Source organism: uncultured Gimesia sp. (assembly GCF_937919775.1).
Lineage (GTDB): Bacteria > Planctomycetota > Planctomycetia > Planctomycetales > Planctomycetaceae > Gimesia.
The window spans coordinates 1-16,487 of sequence record NZ_CALFPF010000787.1; the positions used below are offsets into that span (position 1 = coordinate 1).

The 16,487-nt window shown below is 53.2% G+C and carries 16 protein-coding genes; 12 read left to right on the top strand and 4 right to left on the bottom strand.

Going from position 1 to position 16,487, the window contains the following annotated elements:
* Window positions 1–112 precede the first annotated feature (112 nt).
* A complete protein-coding gene (gene floA, locus Q0294_RS22330; RefSeq protein ID WP_299469875.1) occupies window positions 113–1,051 on the bottom strand; it encodes a flotillin-like protein FloA in 939 nt (312 codons plus the stop codon).
* Between the two features lie 350 nt (window positions 1,052–1,401).
* Between floA and Q0294_RS22335 the strand changes: the two genes are divergently transcribed.
* The 12 genes from Q0294_RS22335 (at window position 1,402) to Q0294_RS22390 (ending at window position 14,361) form a co-directional block, all read left to right on the top strand.
* Window positions 1,402–1,863, top strand: a complete 462-nt coding sequence (locus Q0294_RS22335) for a RidA family protein (protein ID WP_366918005.1) — start codon at window positions 1,402–1,404, stop codon at window positions 1,861–1,863.
* Between the two features lie 224 nt (window positions 1,864–2,087).
* Entirely contained in the window at window positions 2,088–3,335 is a 1,248-nt protein-coding gene (locus tag Q0294_RS22340; protein WP_299469879.1) for an FAD-dependent oxidoreductase, read from the top strand.
* Window positions 3,336–3,368: 33 nt separating this feature from the next.
* Window positions 3,369–4,145, top strand: a complete 777-nt coding sequence (locus Q0294_RS22345) for an aldo/keto reductase (RefSeq protein WP_299469881.1) — start codon at window positions 3,369–3,371, stop codon at window positions 4,143–4,145.
* Between the two features lie 186 nt (window positions 4,146–4,331).
* Window positions 4,332–5,078: a (Fe-S)-binding protein gene (locus tag Q0294_RS22350; protein WP_299469883.1), complete on the top strand. Its 747-nt coding sequence runs from the start codon at window positions 4,332–4,334 to the stop codon at window positions 5,076–5,078.
* 1 nt (window position 5,079) lies between these two features.
* A complete protein-coding gene (locus Q0294_RS22355; protein WP_299469885.1) occupies window positions 5,080–6,450 on the top strand; it encodes a lactate utilization protein B in 1,371 nt (456 codons plus the stop codon).
* Complete coding sequence (locus tag Q0294_RS22360) at window positions 6,437–7,054, top strand: LUD domain-containing protein (RefSeq protein WP_299469887.1); 618 nt, start codon at window positions 6,437–6,439, stop codon at window positions 7,052–7,054. Before Q0294_RS22355 ends, Q0294_RS22360 begins: the two co-directional genes overlap by 14 nt.
* 131 nt (window positions 7,055–7,185) lie before the next feature.
* Window positions 7,186–7,701: a hypothetical protein gene (locus Q0294_RS22365; protein ID WP_299469889.1), complete on the top strand. Its 516-nt coding sequence runs from the start codon at window positions 7,186–7,188 to the stop codon at window positions 7,699–7,701.
* A gap of 199 nt (window positions 7,702–7,900) precedes the next feature.
* Window positions 7,901–9,250, top strand: coding sequence for a sulfatase (locus Q0294_RS22370; RefSeq protein ID WP_366918006.1), 1,350 nt, complete (start codon window positions 7,901–7,903; stop codon window positions 9,248–9,250).
* A complete protein-coding gene (locus tag Q0294_RS22375; protein WP_299469893.1) occupies window positions 9,247–10,674 on the top strand; it encodes a sulfatase-like hydrolase/transferase in 1,428 nt (475 codons plus the stop codon). Before Q0294_RS22370 ends, Q0294_RS22375 begins: the two co-directional genes overlap by 4 nt.
* A gap of 34 nt (window positions 10,675–10,708) precedes the next feature.
* Window positions 10,709–11,761 (top strand): hypothetical protein, encoded by a 1,053-nt coding sequence (locus Q0294_RS22380; protein WP_299469895.1) that lies wholly within the window; start codon window positions 10,709–10,711, stop codon window positions 11,759–11,761.
* 31 nt (window positions 11,762–11,792) lie between these two features.
* Window positions 11,793–12,770, top strand: coding sequence for a hypothetical protein (locus Q0294_RS22385; RefSeq protein WP_299469897.1), 978 nt, complete (start codon window positions 11,793–11,795; stop codon window positions 12,768–12,770).
* A 268-nt stretch (window positions 12,771–13,038) separates the two neighbouring features.
* The gene (locus Q0294_RS22390; RefSeq protein ID WP_299469899.1) at window positions 13,039–14,361 is read left to right on the top strand and encodes a DUF1501 domain-containing protein; all 1,323 of its coding nucleotides are present in this window, start codon (window positions 13,039–13,041) and stop codon (window positions 14,359–14,361) included.
* A gap of 153 nt (window positions 14,362–14,514) precedes the next feature.
* Here Q0294_RS22390 and Q0294_RS22395 read toward each other — a convergent pair whose 3' ends face one another.
* The 3 genes from Q0294_RS22395 to Q0294_RS22405 form a co-directional block, all read right to left on the bottom strand.
* A complete protein-coding gene (locus tag Q0294_RS22395) occupies window positions 14,515–15,336 on the bottom strand; it encodes a GIY-YIG nuclease family protein (RefSeq protein WP_299469900.1) in 822 nt (273 codons plus the stop codon).
* Window positions 15,337–15,467: 131 nt separating this feature from the next.
* On the bottom strand, window positions 15,468–15,779 hold the full coding sequence (locus Q0294_RS22400) for a Dabb family protein (protein ID WP_299469901.1): 312 nt from the start codon (window positions 15,777–15,779) through the stop codon (window positions 15,468–15,470).
* A 182-nt stretch (window positions 15,780–15,961) separates the two neighbouring features.
* Window positions 15,962–16,487 (bottom strand): hypothetical protein (locus Q0294_RS22405; RefSeq protein WP_299469902.1); only part of this gene is annotated, 526 nt, incomplete at its 5' end.

The following is a 16,487-nucleotide window of genomic DNA, read 5'->3' on the forward strand; positions in this document are numbered from 1 at the left end:
CATTGAAGAAGTTCGCTTTGATACCTTTTTCCGTGCTGTTGAATCCCTTACAGCCGGACTGATTGAATCGATCGCTATTTTTTCCGGGCCACCCTAAAACAGTATACGCGTGCTACTTAATTGCCCTGAGATTTCCTTCGGAGAACGCTTGTGCCATTGCCAGGGGAATTTCCGCTTCCGCCAGAACCACTTTGGCCTGGTTTTCCTGAGTTCGCGCCAACATTTCCTGCTCAGAAGCAACCGCTTCCGCTCTTCGTTCTTCCGCTCTGGCCTGAGCGATGCGAACGTCGGCGTCGGCCTGATCGGCCCTCAAGCGTGCGCCCACATTGTCGCCGACATCAATATCAGCGATATCGATGGAGACAATGGAAAACGCCGTTTGAGAATCCAAACCACGATTCAACACTTCCCGGGAAATGACGGACGGATTTGCGAGAACCTGTTTATGGCTTTCGCAGGAACCAATCGCAGACACAATTCCTTCACCCACGCGGGCTATGATGGTTTCTTCAGTCGCACCCCCGACCAGCTGGCTCAAGTTGGTGCGAACCGTGACTCGAGCACGCGCCTTGAGTTGTATGCCATCTTTGGCAACCCCATCAAGGGTGGAGCGGCCACTTTTCTTTGGATCCGGACAATCGATAACCTGCGGGTCGACGCTGGTTTCGACGGCGGAAATAATATTACGACCTGCCAGATCAATGGCCGATGCCGTGTCCCAGTCCAGATCGATGCTCGCACGATGAGCGACAATCAAGGCGTGCACCACGCGATGTACGTTTCCGCCCGCCAGATAGTGTGCCTCCAGCGCCTGGGTTTCAATACCTACCAGACCAGCCTGAACGGCCATAATCTTGGTATCAACAATCACCGATGGTTTCACTTTTCTCAGCGACATAAATACCAAGGCAAAAGGCCCGATTTTTGCGCGAGAACTAAACGCCTGAATCCATAACTTGAAATAGCGGGCAAACAACGCCAGGAAGACAATGCCTAATATGGTGCCGAGCCCCCCCAGTGCCAATCCCACAACGGTCCATGGATCTTCCATCTTTTTCTTAACTCCCTTGAAAGTAGTAAGCTTCGAGACGGATGTCTCTCGGATATCATAACTGTCTCAGAGTGAAAACAGAAAGCATTTTTCACCTACTTTTCGTAATTTTCATTGTCGAAACATACCGAAAAACGGAATTTCCCCTGATCTGGATCATTCTGTTTTTCAAAAGAGTGCGCTTCTCACGATTGGAAATCGAATTTCCGGTATTTATTCTGGATAGAATACCGGTTCGAAAAAGAATCCGCTTCCATTACGTTATGTCATTGCAGCGGAAGTCACAAGCGTTCCGAGGAATGGTCCTCTACAGTGTGTTGAGTTTAATCACGAAAGCAGCAGGAAACACGATGAGCGTCGAAGCAAAACTTCAGGAAATGAAACTCGAACTTCCCAAGGCTCCCAAGCCGGGTGGCATTTACAATCCCGTGGTTCAGGTTGACGATCTGCTATATGTCTCCGGGCATGGTCCCATCAAACTGGATGGTACGATGCATTTAGGCCGCGTTGGCGCTGATTTAACCGAAGAACAGGGGTTTGAAGCGGCCCGGGCTGTCGGCCTGACGATGCTGGCCACACTCAAACAATATCTGGGTGATCTCGACCGGATTGAGCGGTTTGTGAAAGTCCTGGGCATGGTGAATGCGGCTCCCGATTTTCAACGTCATCCTCAGGTGATCAACGGGTTCAGCGATCTGATGGTGCAACTCTTCGGAGATCAGGGACGGGCCGCCCGCAGTGCCGTGGGCATGGGTTCGCTCCCCGGGAATATCGCCGTCGAAGTGGAAGCCATCGTTCAAATCAAAGATTGATTCACGACCGATTTCTGAGCCGTTTCCCTGTTCAAAAGAGGCCGATCTGAAAACGAAGGCGCTTTATTTTTCAATCACTGATCACAGAGTCAGTGTTTCGGGGCCGATTCGTCTTCTCGAAACGATTCAAAAACAGTAAAAATACCGGTGATTCCGGTTTGTTGCTTGATGTTTTGATGACAGGAATCGTGGTTGGTCTTTTGATCAGGGAAAGGATTCTCAGAGTGCCAGGCGTTGATCTGATTATTTTTGGCGGAGGTGTCGCGGGCCTCTGGACTCTTAACGAAGCCAGCCGACAGGGCTACCGTTGTATCCTCTTGGAAGCTTTCGAGTTAGGAAGCGGGCAAACGATTGCGTCGCAGGGCATCATTCATGGCGGTTTGAAATACACGCTGCAGGGAATGATGACCGGCTCGGCACAACGGATTCGGGAAATGCCCCTCATCTGGAGAAAATCGCTGGCCGGCAAACAGCTGCCGGATCTGTCACAAACGGAAATCCGCTCGAATGCCTGTTATCTCTGGCGAACCGAATCCCTCTCTTCCCGGCTGGGAATGATCGGTGCCAAAATGGGGTTACACGTCGCTCCCCATAATCTGGCTCCGGAAGAGATTCCCGAACTGCTCGCCCAGTGTCCCGGCTCCATCGCCATCATGGAAGAACAGGTCATTTCGCCGCGCAGCCTGATCGCCAATTTATCCCATGCTTTTGCCGACCAGATTTTCAAATACGAATCGGAACACCTGACATTTTCGCTGGACGAGAACAAACACATCACTTCGATCCAGATTCCCACCTCGGACGGCACACCACTCACCATCAATACCGCCGCCGTCCTGTTTACCGCCGGGAAAGGAAACGAGCCGCTTCGAAATCTGGTACGACCACAGTCCACGCCTGCGAATGTGCCGTTCATGCAAAAAAGACCCCTGCATATGGCACTCGTGCGCGGCGCACTTCCTCAATTCAGCGGGCATTGTGTCGATGGCGCGAAAACACGCATCACGATCACATCCGACACCGATTCCCAGGGACGCACAGTCTGGCAATTAGGCGGTCAGGTTGCCGAAACCGGGGTCACCATGAATCGCCTGGAATTAATCCGGCATGCGGCCAGCGAATTAGCGGCCTCCGTCCCCGGCATTGATCTCAGCGGACTGGAATGGAATACCTACACCGTGGATCGCGCCGAGGGGGCAACCAAAACGGGACTCAGACCGGAGACCCCTCAAATTCTGAGAGAAGGCAACCTGTTCACGGCCTGGCCTACCAAACTGGCTTTCGCGCCGCGTCTGGCGACGGAACTCTGTGAAAATCTGCATGCCATCCAGGTGGAACCAACGCCGGCAGAGTCATCCTGGAAAGCCGCCTTTTCCAGTCTGCCACGACCACTGCTGGCACAACCACCCTGGGAAACCGTCGAAGACTGGGTGTCGCTGGACCGTCTTTCTGCTCTCGGCAGCGTCGCCTGAACTTTTCCGCCGACACGATAAAAGTCTGATCCAATGCAATACCGTCCTTTAGGAAATACCGGCTTCGAAATCAGTGCCCTCGGTTTCGGCGCGTTCAAGATCGGCCGCAATCAGCAGATCAAATACAGCCAGGCCTATGATCTGCCCGATGATGACACCACCGAACGCCTGCTGAATTCGATTCTCGATCTGGGTATCAATCACATTGATACCGCGCCCGCTTATGGGATCAGCGAACAACGCATCGGACAATTTCTTTCGCACCGTCGCAGCGAGTTTCTACTGTCCACCAAAATAGGAGAGACCTTCGAAAACGGACAGTCCACTTACGACTATTCCCATGCTAGTCTGCAAGCCAGTCTCGAACGCAGTCTGCAGCGACTGCAGACGGATGTGCTCGATGTGGTGCTGATTCATTCCAACGGCAATGACGAGGAAATTTTAACCCACACCGACGCCGTCGAAGTTTTGCAGACAGCGAAACAGGCCGGCCAGATTCGCTGGATCGGTTTTTCGGGAAAAACATTCGCCGGTGCGGCTTCTGCACTCGACTGGGCTGATATGTTGATGGTCGAATATCATCTCGAAGACCGTTCACACGAAGCACTGATCCAGCAGGCGGCTCAGCAGGGCATCGGCGTGTTCGTGAAAAAAGGGCTCGCTTCAGGACATTTGCCCCCGGAAGCAGCGATTCCGTTTGTGCTCTCGAATCCCGGCGTCAGCAATCTGGTGGTCGGCGGGCTTAATCTCAATCACATGCAGACCAACTGGCAGACCGCCGGCGCGGTTTCGATCCCGCCCGCTGTCTAAGTGTTATTCCCGATTCAGCCTGCTGCTGAAAAGTTACAGAGACGCTTTGTGCCTGTTTACAGCCTTGATCCGCGATTCTGACGTTGTCGTCGGCTTGGCAAGCGGTACGGTTCGGACTATAAAGGAGTAACGTGTAATGATTGTTTTTACGACTATTTTCCTGATCTCCAGTTTGAGTTCCGAAACATGGCGCCCAAAGTCGGCTTGTTTATTCCCTGTTATATTGATCAACTGTACCCGCAGGTGGGAATTGCCACGCTTAAAATCCTGGAGCACTTCGGCTGCGACGTAGAATATCCGGAAACACAGACCTGCTGCGGTCAACCGATGGCCAATACCGGCTGCACCAACGAAGTCGGCCCGCTGGCCAAACGTTTTCTGGAAATCTTCAAATCGTACGACGCCGTCGTCTGTCCTTCCGGCAGTTGTGTTTCGATGGTCAAACACCACTACGCTGAATACTTCACAGACAACCCGGAATACGAGGCCCTCAAAGGAAAAACGTTTGAATTCTGCGAGTACCTGACCAATGTTCTCGGCGTCAAAAAACTGGCCGGACGTTTTCCGCATAAAGTCGGCCTGCATCAAAGCTGTCACGGTTTGCGCGAGCTTAGACTGGCCAGCGACAGCGAAATCGTCGGCCCCCCGTTCGGAACCGCGCAGGCACTTCTCGAAAGCATCGACGGCGTCGAAGTCACCACGCTGCAGAGACCCGATGAATGCTGCGGCTTTGGTGGAACGTTTGCCGTCGCGGAAGAAGCCGTCTCCTGTATGATGGGCGAAGACCGCGTGCACGATCACGAACAGGCGGGAACGGAAGTGTTAACCGCCCTCGACATGTCCTGCCTGATGCATCTGAGCGGCATCATTCGCAGACAGAAAAAACCGATTCGCGTGATGCATATCTCCGAAATTTTTGCCGAGTGTTTATAACATGCCAGCACATCCAAAATTAGCAGCGGCGTTCATCAAGGACAAAGACCGTGCGCACTGGCATGACCAGTCGCTCTGGTTTGTCCGTTCGAAACGTGACAAAGCCGTCAATCAGTTACCGGAGTGGGAGCTACTGCGAGAGCAAGCCTCGAAGATCAAATCTTATGTGGTTTCGCATTTACCCGATCTGCTGGAAGAATTCGAAAAGAATGCAAAAGCCAAAGGCGTTCACGTGCACTGGGCCCGCAATGCAACCGAGCACAACGAAATCGTACATGGCATTCTGAAACAGCACGAGGTCACGCGGGTCGTAAAAAGTAAATCGATGCTCACTGAGGAATGTCATCTCAATCCGTATCTGGAACGGCACGGAATTGAAATTGTTGACACCGACCTGGGTGAATGGATCGTTCAGCTTCAAGACAAACCCCCCAGCCATATTGTGATGCCGGCCATTCATATCAAGAAGGAAGAGATCGGCGAACTGTTTCACGAAAAGCTGGGCACCGAAAAAGGGGCCACCGATCCGCAATATCTGACGGAAGCCGCCCGACAGCATCTGCGTCAGAAATTCGTCGGAGCCGAAGCGGGCATCACGGGTGTCAATTTTGCGATTGCCGAAACCGGGGGATTCGTTGTCTGTACGAATGAAGGCAACGCCGACCTCGGCACTTCGTTGAACAAACTGCACATCGCCTGCATGGGCATCGAGAAACTGATTCCCCGCGCCAATGACCTCAGCGTTTTTCTGCGACTGCTGGCACGCTCGGCGACCGGGCAACCGATCACCACCTATTCCTCTCACTTTCATGGCCCGGCTCCGGGAGCCGAGTTGCATATCGTGCTGCTGGATAACGGCCGCAGCGAAATTTCGGGCAGCGACGAATTTCGTCGCTCGCTCAACTGCATCCGTTGTGCCGCCTGCATGAATACCTGCCCCGTCTATCGGCGGAGTGGCGGTTACAGCTACAACAATACGGTGCCCGGCCCCATCGGTTCGATTTTGGGTCCCGCCAAAGATGCGAAAGAACATGCCAGCCTGCCGTTTGCCTGCAGCCTGTGCGGTTCCTGCACCGATGTCTGTCCGGTCAAGATCGACCTGCATCATCAGTTGCTGACCTGGCGAAAAGAGATCCGCGTCCGCGGGCTGCTGCCCTATTCCAAACGGCTCTCGATGAAACTGATGAGCTGGATGATGCAGGCCCCCAGCCTGTATCGATTCGCCGGCAAGTGTGCACGTTCGATCGTGCCTCACCTGCCCCGGTTTTTGCTTTACAATCGCTTCAACGCCTGGGGCAAACAGCGGGAGCTGCCCGACTTCCCCAAACAGAGTTTTCGAGAGTGGATGAAGAAAAATCATGACGACAAGTAGAGATGAGATTTTGAATCAGCTCCGGAGCCAGTCTGTTCCCAAAACAGAGTTACCCGATCTCTCCGCGCCCGAACTGACACAGCAGTGGATTTCCTATGAAGATCCCACAGAGCAGTTCGCTAACATGCTGACATCGGTCGGCGGTGTCTGCGCCCGCATCAAAAACGTGGAAGAGGTCAATCAGAAATTAGCCGAGATTCCCGCGTATCAGGCATCGAAAAAAATCTGTTCTCAGATCACGAACTGTGGTCAGTCCAACGTCGAGATCAGCAACATCACCGACCCGCATGATTTCGAAGACATCGACTTCGCGATTCTGCCCGGCGAATTCGCGGTCGCCGAAAACGGCGCGGTCTGGATCACCAACGACGGCGGCCCCGCACGCACTCTGTACTTCCTCTCACAACACGTGGCTTTGCTGGTCCCGGCTGCCGAAGTCGTAAACAACATGCACGCCGCCTACGAGCGACTCTCCTTCGAAACCCCCCGCTTCGGCACCTTCATGTCCGGCCCCTCCAAAACCGCCGACATCGAACAATCCCTGGTCATCGGCGCCCACGGCGCCCGGTCACTGACGGTTTTTCTGGTTGAGGAACCGTTTTAAGTCTGCTGTGTCAAAACCGATTGAACCTGACTTTTATTTTGATTCCGACTTCAATCGTTTAGTATCATGGCCTTATGTCTGACCAGAAACTTCTTCAGCAATTTGTAGAATCTTTTCAGCGGCTCGATGATATGATCGCGTCTGACGATGCGCCGCCAGAACTCCTCGTCGAACAGGAAGTGGATGAGTGGGACCATTGGCGGGATGAATTGAAATGGCAGCCCAAACGGATTGAGACAAGCGTGGAGACATTGACGCCCCTGTATTCGCGCATGGGAGGTGCCTTTCCCCTTCTGTATGAACAGCTTCTCCTCTCATTTCGCTGGCTGGAAGTCGACTTAAAATTGATCCGCCTGTTCGCCAATCCTCCCGATCCCGATTTCACAGGCCTGACAACAGAAATCTTCCAGGATCGTATCATTGCTGACACTTTAATCCCTGCCGGTTTTATCCCGTTTGCGCGCTCATCAATCAACTACGATCCAATCTGCTTTGATTTGAACGCGATGACGTCACAACGCGATTGCCCAATTCTGCAGTTCGAGCATGAAGCAATACTATGTGATTTTAAAATCGGAAAGCATTGGCAACGCTGGGCCTCAGTTCGAGATCTGATGAGCGACGTCATTTTCCTGGATTGTGAATAAATGCTGAGTATGCCCTTTTGTTCTGGCGGTCTGGCCGGTTTAGAAACCACGAACCTCACGAAAAACACGAAATATCCTGTTCGTGAGATGCTCGGCGAGGTAGCATAAACGTTGAAAAATACTTATGGGGATGACTTCTGACACGCTCATCAGGAAAGTGAACTTCATGCGCATACGAAACGGGATTCCATTCCTGGCGATGGTCGCAGCGGTCTGCTGTTTGCCTTCGGTTCAGGCGGAAGCGAAGCAGCCTAATTTTGTGTTTATCATGGCGGACGATTGTACGTTCCGCGACATCGGCTGCTACGGCGGACAGGCGCATACGCCGCACATTGATCGGCTGGCGACGGAGGGCATGCGGTTCACGCGTTGTTTTCAGGCGGCGCCGATGTGCTCACCCACGCGGCATAATGTTTATACCGGCCAGTATCCGGTCAAAACCGGGGCCTATCCCAATCACACGCAGGCCAACCCCGGCGTGAAAAGTATCGTGCACTATCTGAAGCCGCTGGGCTACCGGGTCGCACTCAGCGGCAAAAGCCACGTGGGACCAAAGTCGGTATTTCCCTTCGAGAAACCAGCGGGAAAGGGGCTTGCCGCAGCGGCCGGAAACTTTTTTGCTGACTGTCAATCGGGCGACGATCCCTTCTGTATCTTCCTTTGTTCAAAAGAACCGCACACTCCCTGGGACCAGGGCGATCCGTCGCGCTACGATGCCAAGCAGCTGAAGCTGCCCCCCTACTTCGTGGATACTCCCGAAACGCGCGAGGCGCTGACCCGTTATCTGGCGGAGATTACGGTTTTCGATGACGAAGTCGGCGGCATTCTCGCGGCACTCGACAAACACGGGCTCCGCGATAATACGCTCGTCATTGTCGTCAGCGAACAGGGCAGCAGTATGCCGTTCGCCAAATGGACCTGTTACGATTCCGGCCTGCAATCCGCATTGATTGCCCGCTGGCCCGGCAAGATCCAGCCCGGCAGCATCAACCACGCGCTGATCGAATACGTCGATCTGGTTCCCACGTATGTCGCAGCCGCAGGGGGCACGCCCGATCCGGTTCTCGACGGCAAAAGCCTGCTGCCCGTCTTTGCCGGGAAACAGGAGCATAAAGAATATGTGTTCGGCGAAATGACGACGCGGGGCATCATCAACGGCTCTGAGACTTTCGGCATTCGTTCCGTGCGGTCGAACTACTTCAAATATATCTGGAACTTCACGCCCGATATCGAGTTTCGCAACATCGCCATGAATACGCCTGAGTTCAAGAGTTGGGAAGCGAAGGCCGCCGCCGGTGATACGGACGCCGCCGACAAAGTGCGTCGCTACAAACAGCGGCCCGCGATTGAAGTCTACGACATTAGTAAAGATCCGTTCGAGTGGCATAACCTGGCCGGCAAACCGGAATACGCGGCGGTGCAGGCCGAGTTGAAAGCAGAACTGGATGCCTGGATGCAACGCTGCGGCGATCAAGGCCAGCAGACCGAAATCGAAGCCGACCAGCACACAAAAGGTGGCGGTAAAAAGAATAAAAGGAAGCAGAAATGAAACCCCTCGCTTTGATCTTGTTATTCGTCTTCTCGGCAGGATTGCTTGAAGCCCACGCCGCCTCGCTGGAGACGCGCAAACCGAACATCATTCTGATCATGGCCGATGATGTTAGTTGGGAATGTTTTGGCACGTATGGGGCGGAGGATTACAAGACGCCGCACATCGATGCACTCGCGAAACGCGGCGTGCGTTTTCAAAACTGTTTTTCGACGCCCCTCTGCACGCCGTCACGCGTGAAACTGATGACGGGGAAATACAGTTTTCGTAACTACACACATTTCGGTTATCTCAACCCACAGGAAAAAACGTTCGGGCAGATGCTGCAGGCCGCCGGTTACAAGACCGCCATCGCCGGCAAGTGGCAGCTCAATGGGCTTTATCACGGTGCGGAAGGGCACGCCGACAATACGCGCCCGTTCAAAGCGGGCTTTGATGAATATTGTCTGTGGCAGGTGACCCGGGGCAAAAACGTCAAAGAGGGGGGCGGCGAGCGTTACTGGAGCCCGGCTTTGGAACAGAACGGCAAGTATCTGTCCGTCAAAGAGAATCAGGGGAAATACGGCCCCGATCTCATGTCCGATTTTCTGTGTGACTTTATCGAGCGAAATAAAGACGCGCCTTTTTTTGTCTATTATCCTACGACGCTGGTTCACGATCCCTTTGTGCCGACCCCCGATACGATTGGCAACGCACCCCGTACCCAGGCCGCGAACAAACAGCCCAAGGACAAGCAGGCGCGGAAAGCAAACTTTATTGCGATGGTCAACTACCTCGACAAAATCGTCGGCAAGCTGGTCGACAAAGTTGACGAAGTCGGGCAGTTGGATAACACGCTCATTCTCTTCACGGCCGACAATGGCACGAACGTGCAAATCACCTCACAATGGAACGGCCAGACCATTCACGGAGGCAAAGGTTCCACCACCGACATGGGCACGCACGTGCCGCTGGTTGCCTACTGGAAAGGGCACACGCCCGAGGGCAAAGTGCTGGACGACCTGATCGACTTCACCGACTTTTATCCCACGCTGGCCGCGATGGCAGGCGTGCAGCTCGGGAAAGAGGACCCCATCGACGGCCGGAGTTTCTTACCTCAATTGAACGGCCAACCGGGCCAGCCCCGCGACTGGGTGCTCTGTCACTATCAACCCTACTGGGGTCGCTTCCAGGGAAGTCAATACGTGCGCGATGCGGAGTTCAAACTCTACCGCGACGGCCGTTTTTTCAACGTGCCCGTGGATCTCACCGAGAGTCAGAATCTATCCGCCGAACAGGCCGGTGAGCGCGGAGAACAAACCCGGCGGATGTTGCAGCAGACACTCGCCACCATGCCCCCTGCCCCTCCCGTACAAGGGGGTAAGGACAGCACCACACGGCCCGTATATCCGGACTGGAAAAACATCCTGAATCCCCATGATTAGACTTTGATTCGACGCAGCACTACAGGAGCAGACCATGTCAAACCGCTGGCTTCATCGACGCGATTTTTTATATCAGACCATGTTCGCGGGGGCCTGCGCACTGGGAGCCGATCAACTGATCGCTGGCGAGAAGAAACTGCCGCTGCTGGGCCAGGGCAAATTTCAGTATCGTCCTGTCGCGGGCTGGGGTGTGCTCGACGAAAAAACGCCGGTGAAAAACTGCAGTGCGATGGTTGTCGATTCGCAGGGACGGATTTATCTACTCACCGATCATCTGGCGAACAATGTCATCGTCTACAACAAAAACGGTCAGTTGTTGAATAAGTGGGGCACGCGTTTTCCCGGCGCGCATGGTCTGGAGATTGTGAACGAAGGAAATCGGGAGGTGCTGTTTATTACCGATCTCAATCTGAATCGGGTCTTCAAGACCACGCTGGACGGCGAAATCTTGACGGAGCTGACGTATCCCAAATCGACGGGCAAATATGCCAGCGAAAAAGAGTTTCGCCCCGCCTGGACGCTGCACCTGCCCAACGGCGATTTTTTCGTGCTGGACGGGTACGGCAAAGACTACATCATGCGCTACAACCGGGAAGGCAAATTGTTGCACTACTTCGGCGGCCCGGAAGGGGGCATCGCACATTGGGGGCCGCATGGAGGAGTGATTGATACACGCGGTTCCGGCGAACCCGAACTGGTCATCGCGATGAGCGATCAGCAGACGATCAAACGGCTGACGCTGGACGGTAAACTGATCCAGGAAATTCCGTTGCCCGGCTCGAATCCACGCATGATTCAGATCGTCGGCGACTATATGTTCGTGCCTCATCTGGCGGATAACTGGCCGAAAGACCGGGAAAGCAAGGGCTATCTTTCGGTCCTCGATCGCGATTATCGTATCGTCTCCAACATCGGCGGAAGGGCGCCCCACTACGTCGACGGCACGCTGCAGCCCATGCACCAGCAAGGGGGCTTCTTCCGCCATCCGCACGATCTGGTCGTGGCTGCCGACGGCGCGATTTATGTGCCGCAATTCGCTTCGGGAAATACGTATCCGGTCAAGCTGGTGCCTGAAACTTCAACCTGATTTACACACAACGCTCAATAGAAAGTGCAACATGAAAATTCACACTTCCCTCTGGATGACCTTATTGGCCTGCGTCCTGCTGCAAGTGGACATGGTCGCTGGAGCAGACACGCCGAACGTAACAGCCGGGCAGCGACTTTTGATCGGTTATGGCGAAGGGCTGATGGAGCTGGATGAGGGAAACAATATCGTCTGGCATTATCAGGACACGGACATTGAAACGGTCTATGATGCCTGGAAACTAACGAACGGGAACGTACTGTTTTGCCATCGGTTTGGCGTGCGCGAAGTGAATCAAGACAAAGAAACCGTTTGGGATTTTAAAGTACCCAGGGAACCAGGCAAGCAGGAAATCAACTCGTGCCAGCCGCTCAAGGATGGCAAGGTTTTGATACTGGACTGCGGCAACCAAAAGCTGCTGGAGGTCAACCGCGACAAACAGGTGACGCGGTCGATTGATTTGCCCGATGGCGGCAAGAACCCGCACAACCGCTATATGCAGGCACGGAAAACGCCGCAAGGCACGTATCTGATATCGTATCGCGATAACAAGGTGATCCTCGAACTGAACGCCGACGGCAAGGAGGTCTGGCGGTACAAGTTGAACGACAACGATCGCCCCTTCACCGCGATCCGTCTGGCGAACGGCCGCACGCTGGTCCCCTGCATCACCTCTTATCGCATCATTGAAGTCGACCCGGACGGCAAGATCACCTGGGAGCTGGACAAGAAAGACGATCTGGGTTTCGAACTCCTCTACCCCGTCGGCGTGCAGGTGCGCAAAAACGGAAACCTGGTCGTGATCAATTCCGACTATCACCACCGGAAGGGGATGAACAACGAAGTGCAGGCTTTTGAAATCAACCGCGATAAAAAAGTGCTGTGGACGTTAACCAAAGCCGACCTCGAGAAAAACGGCAAAACCTCCGTCGTCGAACGCGGCACCAAAATGCCTTCACATCACCTGCTGAGCATTCAGGTGCTGGGAGAGCCGATGGGGTTGAAGTAGGGAGTATTGTCTTTAGAGGGTCAATTTTCCCATCTGCTCATTCAAAATCCGAATGAAAAGTGCTGTTAAAATAACGAATTCTTCAGGTCTGTAGCGGTTTCAGGCTCCATTTAGACAGGAAATCCCGCCTTAAATACATTAACAAGTGTTGATGCGAGATCCCGATTTCGATATATTAACAAGCGTAGATGTGTAATCGTCCCACCAACAGACAATAATTGCTAACCCTGGATCAATCTCGCCACAATCCTCAGGGAAAGGAGCAGGAATGTCTCAGCGAACTGCAGAATTTTGTGATGGCATCTCCCGACGGTCCGTTGTGAAAGCGGGTCTGACCGGCTTAATGGGCCTTTCACTTCCCGAGATTCTCCGCCTGAAGGCGCACGCTGCGGAACGGGGACGTTCGAAGCAGGATACGGCGATCATCTTTCTGGAGCTGGCAGGGGGGCCGGCCCAGCATGAAACTTATGATCCCAAACCGCATGCACCTTCCGAATACCGGGGGCCCCTCAATCCGATCAGCACAGCAGTCCCCGGAGTGCAGTTCAGCGAGTTCATGAAAGAGCAGGCGCGGGTACTCGATAAAATGGCGATTATCCGTTCGATTCATCACGATTCCGGCAGCCATGGCACCAGCAGCCATCTGACACAAACCGGTTATTACCTGCGTGATCGTCAGAACAGAGAAAATGAGATGCCGAGTATCGGCTGTATTACCTCCAAAGTGCGCGGCAGTAATGCAGACGGCATTCCGGCGTATGTGTCGTTGCCACGAGAGATGCGCTTTGGTCGTGCCGCCTGGTTGGGTAAAGGCTTCAATTCCTTCATCACCGCGCGCGATGCAGATGCAAAAAACTTTACGGTTCCCAACCTCACTTTATTAAGTGGTTTGACCGCAGAGCGCCTTCAGAACCGCAAGGCCTTATTGAAGGGTTTCGACGCCACTCGCGAAATTATAGACAACAACGGGGTCGGCGATGCCATCGATCAATTCACGAAAGAAGCCTTCGAGATGGTATCGGGTGACTCAGCCCGCAATGCTTTCGATCTCTCACAGGAAGATCAGAAAACCCGCGCGCGTTACGGCATGACTTCTTTTGGCCAGAATATTCTGCTCGCACGCCGGCTGGTGGAACATGGTGTGACCGTGGCTTCCGTGCGCGTGACCGGCCCCAGCTGGGACGATCATCGCGATCTGGTCAAACGCATGCGAGAAAAGGGCGTCCCTTATGACCGTGCGTTTGCGGCTCTCGTGGAAGACCTGCATGAACGTGGTCTCGACAAAAAAGTAATGGTCGTGGCCATGGGTGAATTTGGCCGGACACCGAAATTCAATCGGACTGCCGGTCGGGACCACTGGGGACGCGTGATGAGCGTCGCTTTGGCGGGGGGCGGAATCAAAACCGGTCAGGTGATTGGCGCTTCCGATGCGCAAGGCGGTACGCCGGCAGATGCCCCCTATCGTCCCGAAAATGTGCTGGCGATGCTGTATCGCCATCTGGGCATCGACCCTGCCACAACATTCCTCGATCATAGCGGAAGACCCCGTTATATTCTTGAACGTCGGGAATTGATCACCGAATTGATCTGAAACGTTTTGTGAGTCAGCGCGGTCTGTTTTTGCGACGACCTCCTTATCGACAATTTCGCGATTACCTGACTGAATGATGGATTTCAGAGTCACGCTACGCATTGATCAAGTCGATCAGTTTCATGTGTGATGGAGGGAGAATATGGTCTGATCTCACATCATCGACTTGATGAGTACTTCTTTTTCTGTTCTCGACAGGGCCTTGATCGCCAGTTCTCGTTTCAACGCTAAGCTGCGGGTGGCTTGAATCTCGTGATACACGATGCTGACGGGAAGACGACTGCGCGTGTAGCGTGCAGCCGTTCCCGCATTGTGCTGCGTGCATCTGCGGGTCAGGTCGGTCGTGATGCCCGTGTAGAGTGAGCCATCCGCGCACTGCAGAATATAAACGAACCAGGTTGCCGGCTGTGACTCCTGTTTCGTCTCATCTGGAACTGGTTCTTCCCCGATCGCGTCCACCGACTCATTCATCTGGCTCACCATATGCTTGAATGCATCGTTGGGTGTGCCGTACCAGTCAGACTCTTTAATCGCGATGGTCGACAATAAAAAATCATTGATCTTGAAGCCTGCTTCGTGAGGCGACAGTTGATCGTCAATCAGCAGATCCTGCGCGTACTCGACAAGTTGATTCATACAACTCGTCACAGAACGACTTAAGGCTTTCCCCACCTGAACCCTGTTTTGTTCAGGAGCAATATACTTTCGAAATGCCCATTGCTGTGCGTCATCGGCGGTAAAATCTCGAATGCATTCGAAGGCCGCTTGAGCGAACTTCTTCTCGTTGGTGACCCCTTTGCCTGCCATCACACAGGAATAAAGAGATTTCGAGTTGCTGAGCAGAATATACTGCTTGTGATTGGCATAAAACAGACGGCACGACCAGTCGGCAAACGGATTCTCATGTAATGGCAGCGCATTCAGTTTGCCGGTTTTCAGTTTCTGATTGAGATTGTGGGAGAGTCGTAAGATCATCGGAAATCCTGCAGCCTGTGCGTGCCGTCGAAGAGAATGGTTCACATTTTATTTTACCAGATCCTTGACCAGAAGCACTCTATCGGCTTGGGAAGTGGTGTTTGTTTTAGAAACGGAAACACCATACGCTTTCAGTGAGGATGACTGGTGGCAACGAGGGGTTCGAAATCGGCTTCTTGAAAGTCAACCACCTCATTCAGCCAATACTTCTGCACGAAGGCGGCATGGTCTGCATGAGCCGTGTAAAATTGATACTCTGCCTCCGACTCGAAACGCATCGCGATGCCGAACGTATGTTTATTCTTGGGGTTGGTCTGATGCCGGATGGTAAAATCTTTGACCCCGGGAATGTCTGCCAAAGCCAAAGCCGCATTAAGAAACGTCTGTTCTTCCCGCGATCCCGAGGCATGTTTCAGCAGGAAGGTCACAGTATGTTCAATCACGTTGATTTCTCCAGTTCGTTATGATGAATTCAAAACCATTCATTCGGGGATTGCGCGCTACCGTCGTCTCTCCGACGCTGCACATGATATCGGGAGACCCGGGTCTGGAAAAGGGGGCTGGTCTTGATAGATCACGTATTACTCCCGATCCACCAACTGGAAACGAGGCTCCGAGGTCACACTTATTCATCAGGCAGAGGGCCACCAAAAGGCAGGTTGAGTGCAGTTGGTTGTTGTGGTTTTTGTTCTGATTCTGGAAAGACGCTCGATTTGACGATCAGGCCTGTGTCCCGTGTTCCCAAGACGATATCAAAGCCTTTTTTCGTTACACGCGACCTTAAACTGTCAAGCCGCGCGTCATACAGTTGCAGCGATCCGGTTTTTTGAAACGTTTCCGTATTCCAGGCCGTAACGCCTCCGCGAAACGAGGCGACTAACAGCGTTTTTTGATCAGAGTGATAATCGACATCGACAATTTCTTTATCATTTGTTCGAATAATCGATTCGAGAGTTCCTGTTTGTAAGTCGACAATCGTCACTTGCCCTGTGTTAAATACAAGTAAGGCGAAACGCCCGTTCGGAGAGCTTTTTATCTGAATCAAAACATCATCACGACCGATTGCCGGAGTCAGGATTTTTTGTTTTATTGCGTTTTGAGTTGCAATGACTTCTCCAAATTTTCGTTCATACTCAAGATTTATAACTAAA

Bases quoted from the DNA above. Each gene is read 5' to 3' on its own strand.
- floA (WP_299469875.1), bottom strand. From the start codon at position 1,051: ATGGAAGATCCATGGACCGTTGTGGGATTGGCACTGGGGGGGCTCGGC.
- Q0294_RS22335 (WP_366918005.1), top strand. From the start codon at position 1,402: ATGAGCGTCGAAGCAAAACTTCAGGAAATGAAACTCGAACTTCCCAAG.
- Q0294_RS22350 (WP_299469883.1), top strand. From the start codon at position 4,332: ATGGCGCCCAAAGTCGGCTTGTTTATTCCCTGTTATATTGATCAACTG.
- Q0294_RS22390 (WP_299469899.1), top strand. From the start codon at position 13,039: ATGTCTCAGCGAACTGCAGAATTTTGTGATGGCATCTCCCGACGGTCC.
- Q0294_RS22380 (WP_299469895.1), top strand. From the start codon at position 10,709: ATGTCAAACCGCTGGCTTCATCGACGCGATTTTTTATATCAGACCATG.
- Q0294_RS22355 (WP_299469885.1), top strand. From the start codon at position 5,080: ATGCCAGCACATCCAAAATTAGCAGCGGCGTTCATCAAGGACAAAGAC.
- Q0294_RS22395 (WP_299469900.1), bottom strand. From the start codon at position 15,336: ATGATCTTACGACTCTCCCACAATCTCAATCAGAAACTGAAAACCGGC.
- Q0294_RS22375 (WP_299469893.1), top strand. From the start codon at position 9,247: ATGAAACCCCTCGCTTTGATCTTGTTATTCGTCTTCTCGGCAGGATTG.
- Q0294_RS22370 (WP_366918006.1), top strand. From the start codon at position 7,901: ATGGTCGCAGCGGTCTGCTGTTTGCCTTCGGTTCAGGCGGAAGCGAAG.
- Q0294_RS22360 (WP_299469887.1), top strand. From the start codon at position 6,437: ATGACGACAAGTAGAGATGAGATTTTGAATCAGCTCCGGAGCCAGTCT.
- Q0294_RS22345 (WP_299469881.1), top strand. From the start codon at position 3,369: ATGCAATACCGTCCTTTAGGAAATACCGGCTTCGAAATCAGTGCCCTC.
- Q0294_RS22385 (WP_299469897.1), top strand. From the start codon at position 11,793: ATGAAAATTCACACTTCCCTCTGGATGACCTTATTGGCCTGCGTCCTG.
- Q0294_RS22365 (WP_299469889.1), top strand. From the start codon at position 7,186: ATGATCGCGTCTGACGATGCGCCGCCAGAACTCCTCGTCGAACAGGAA.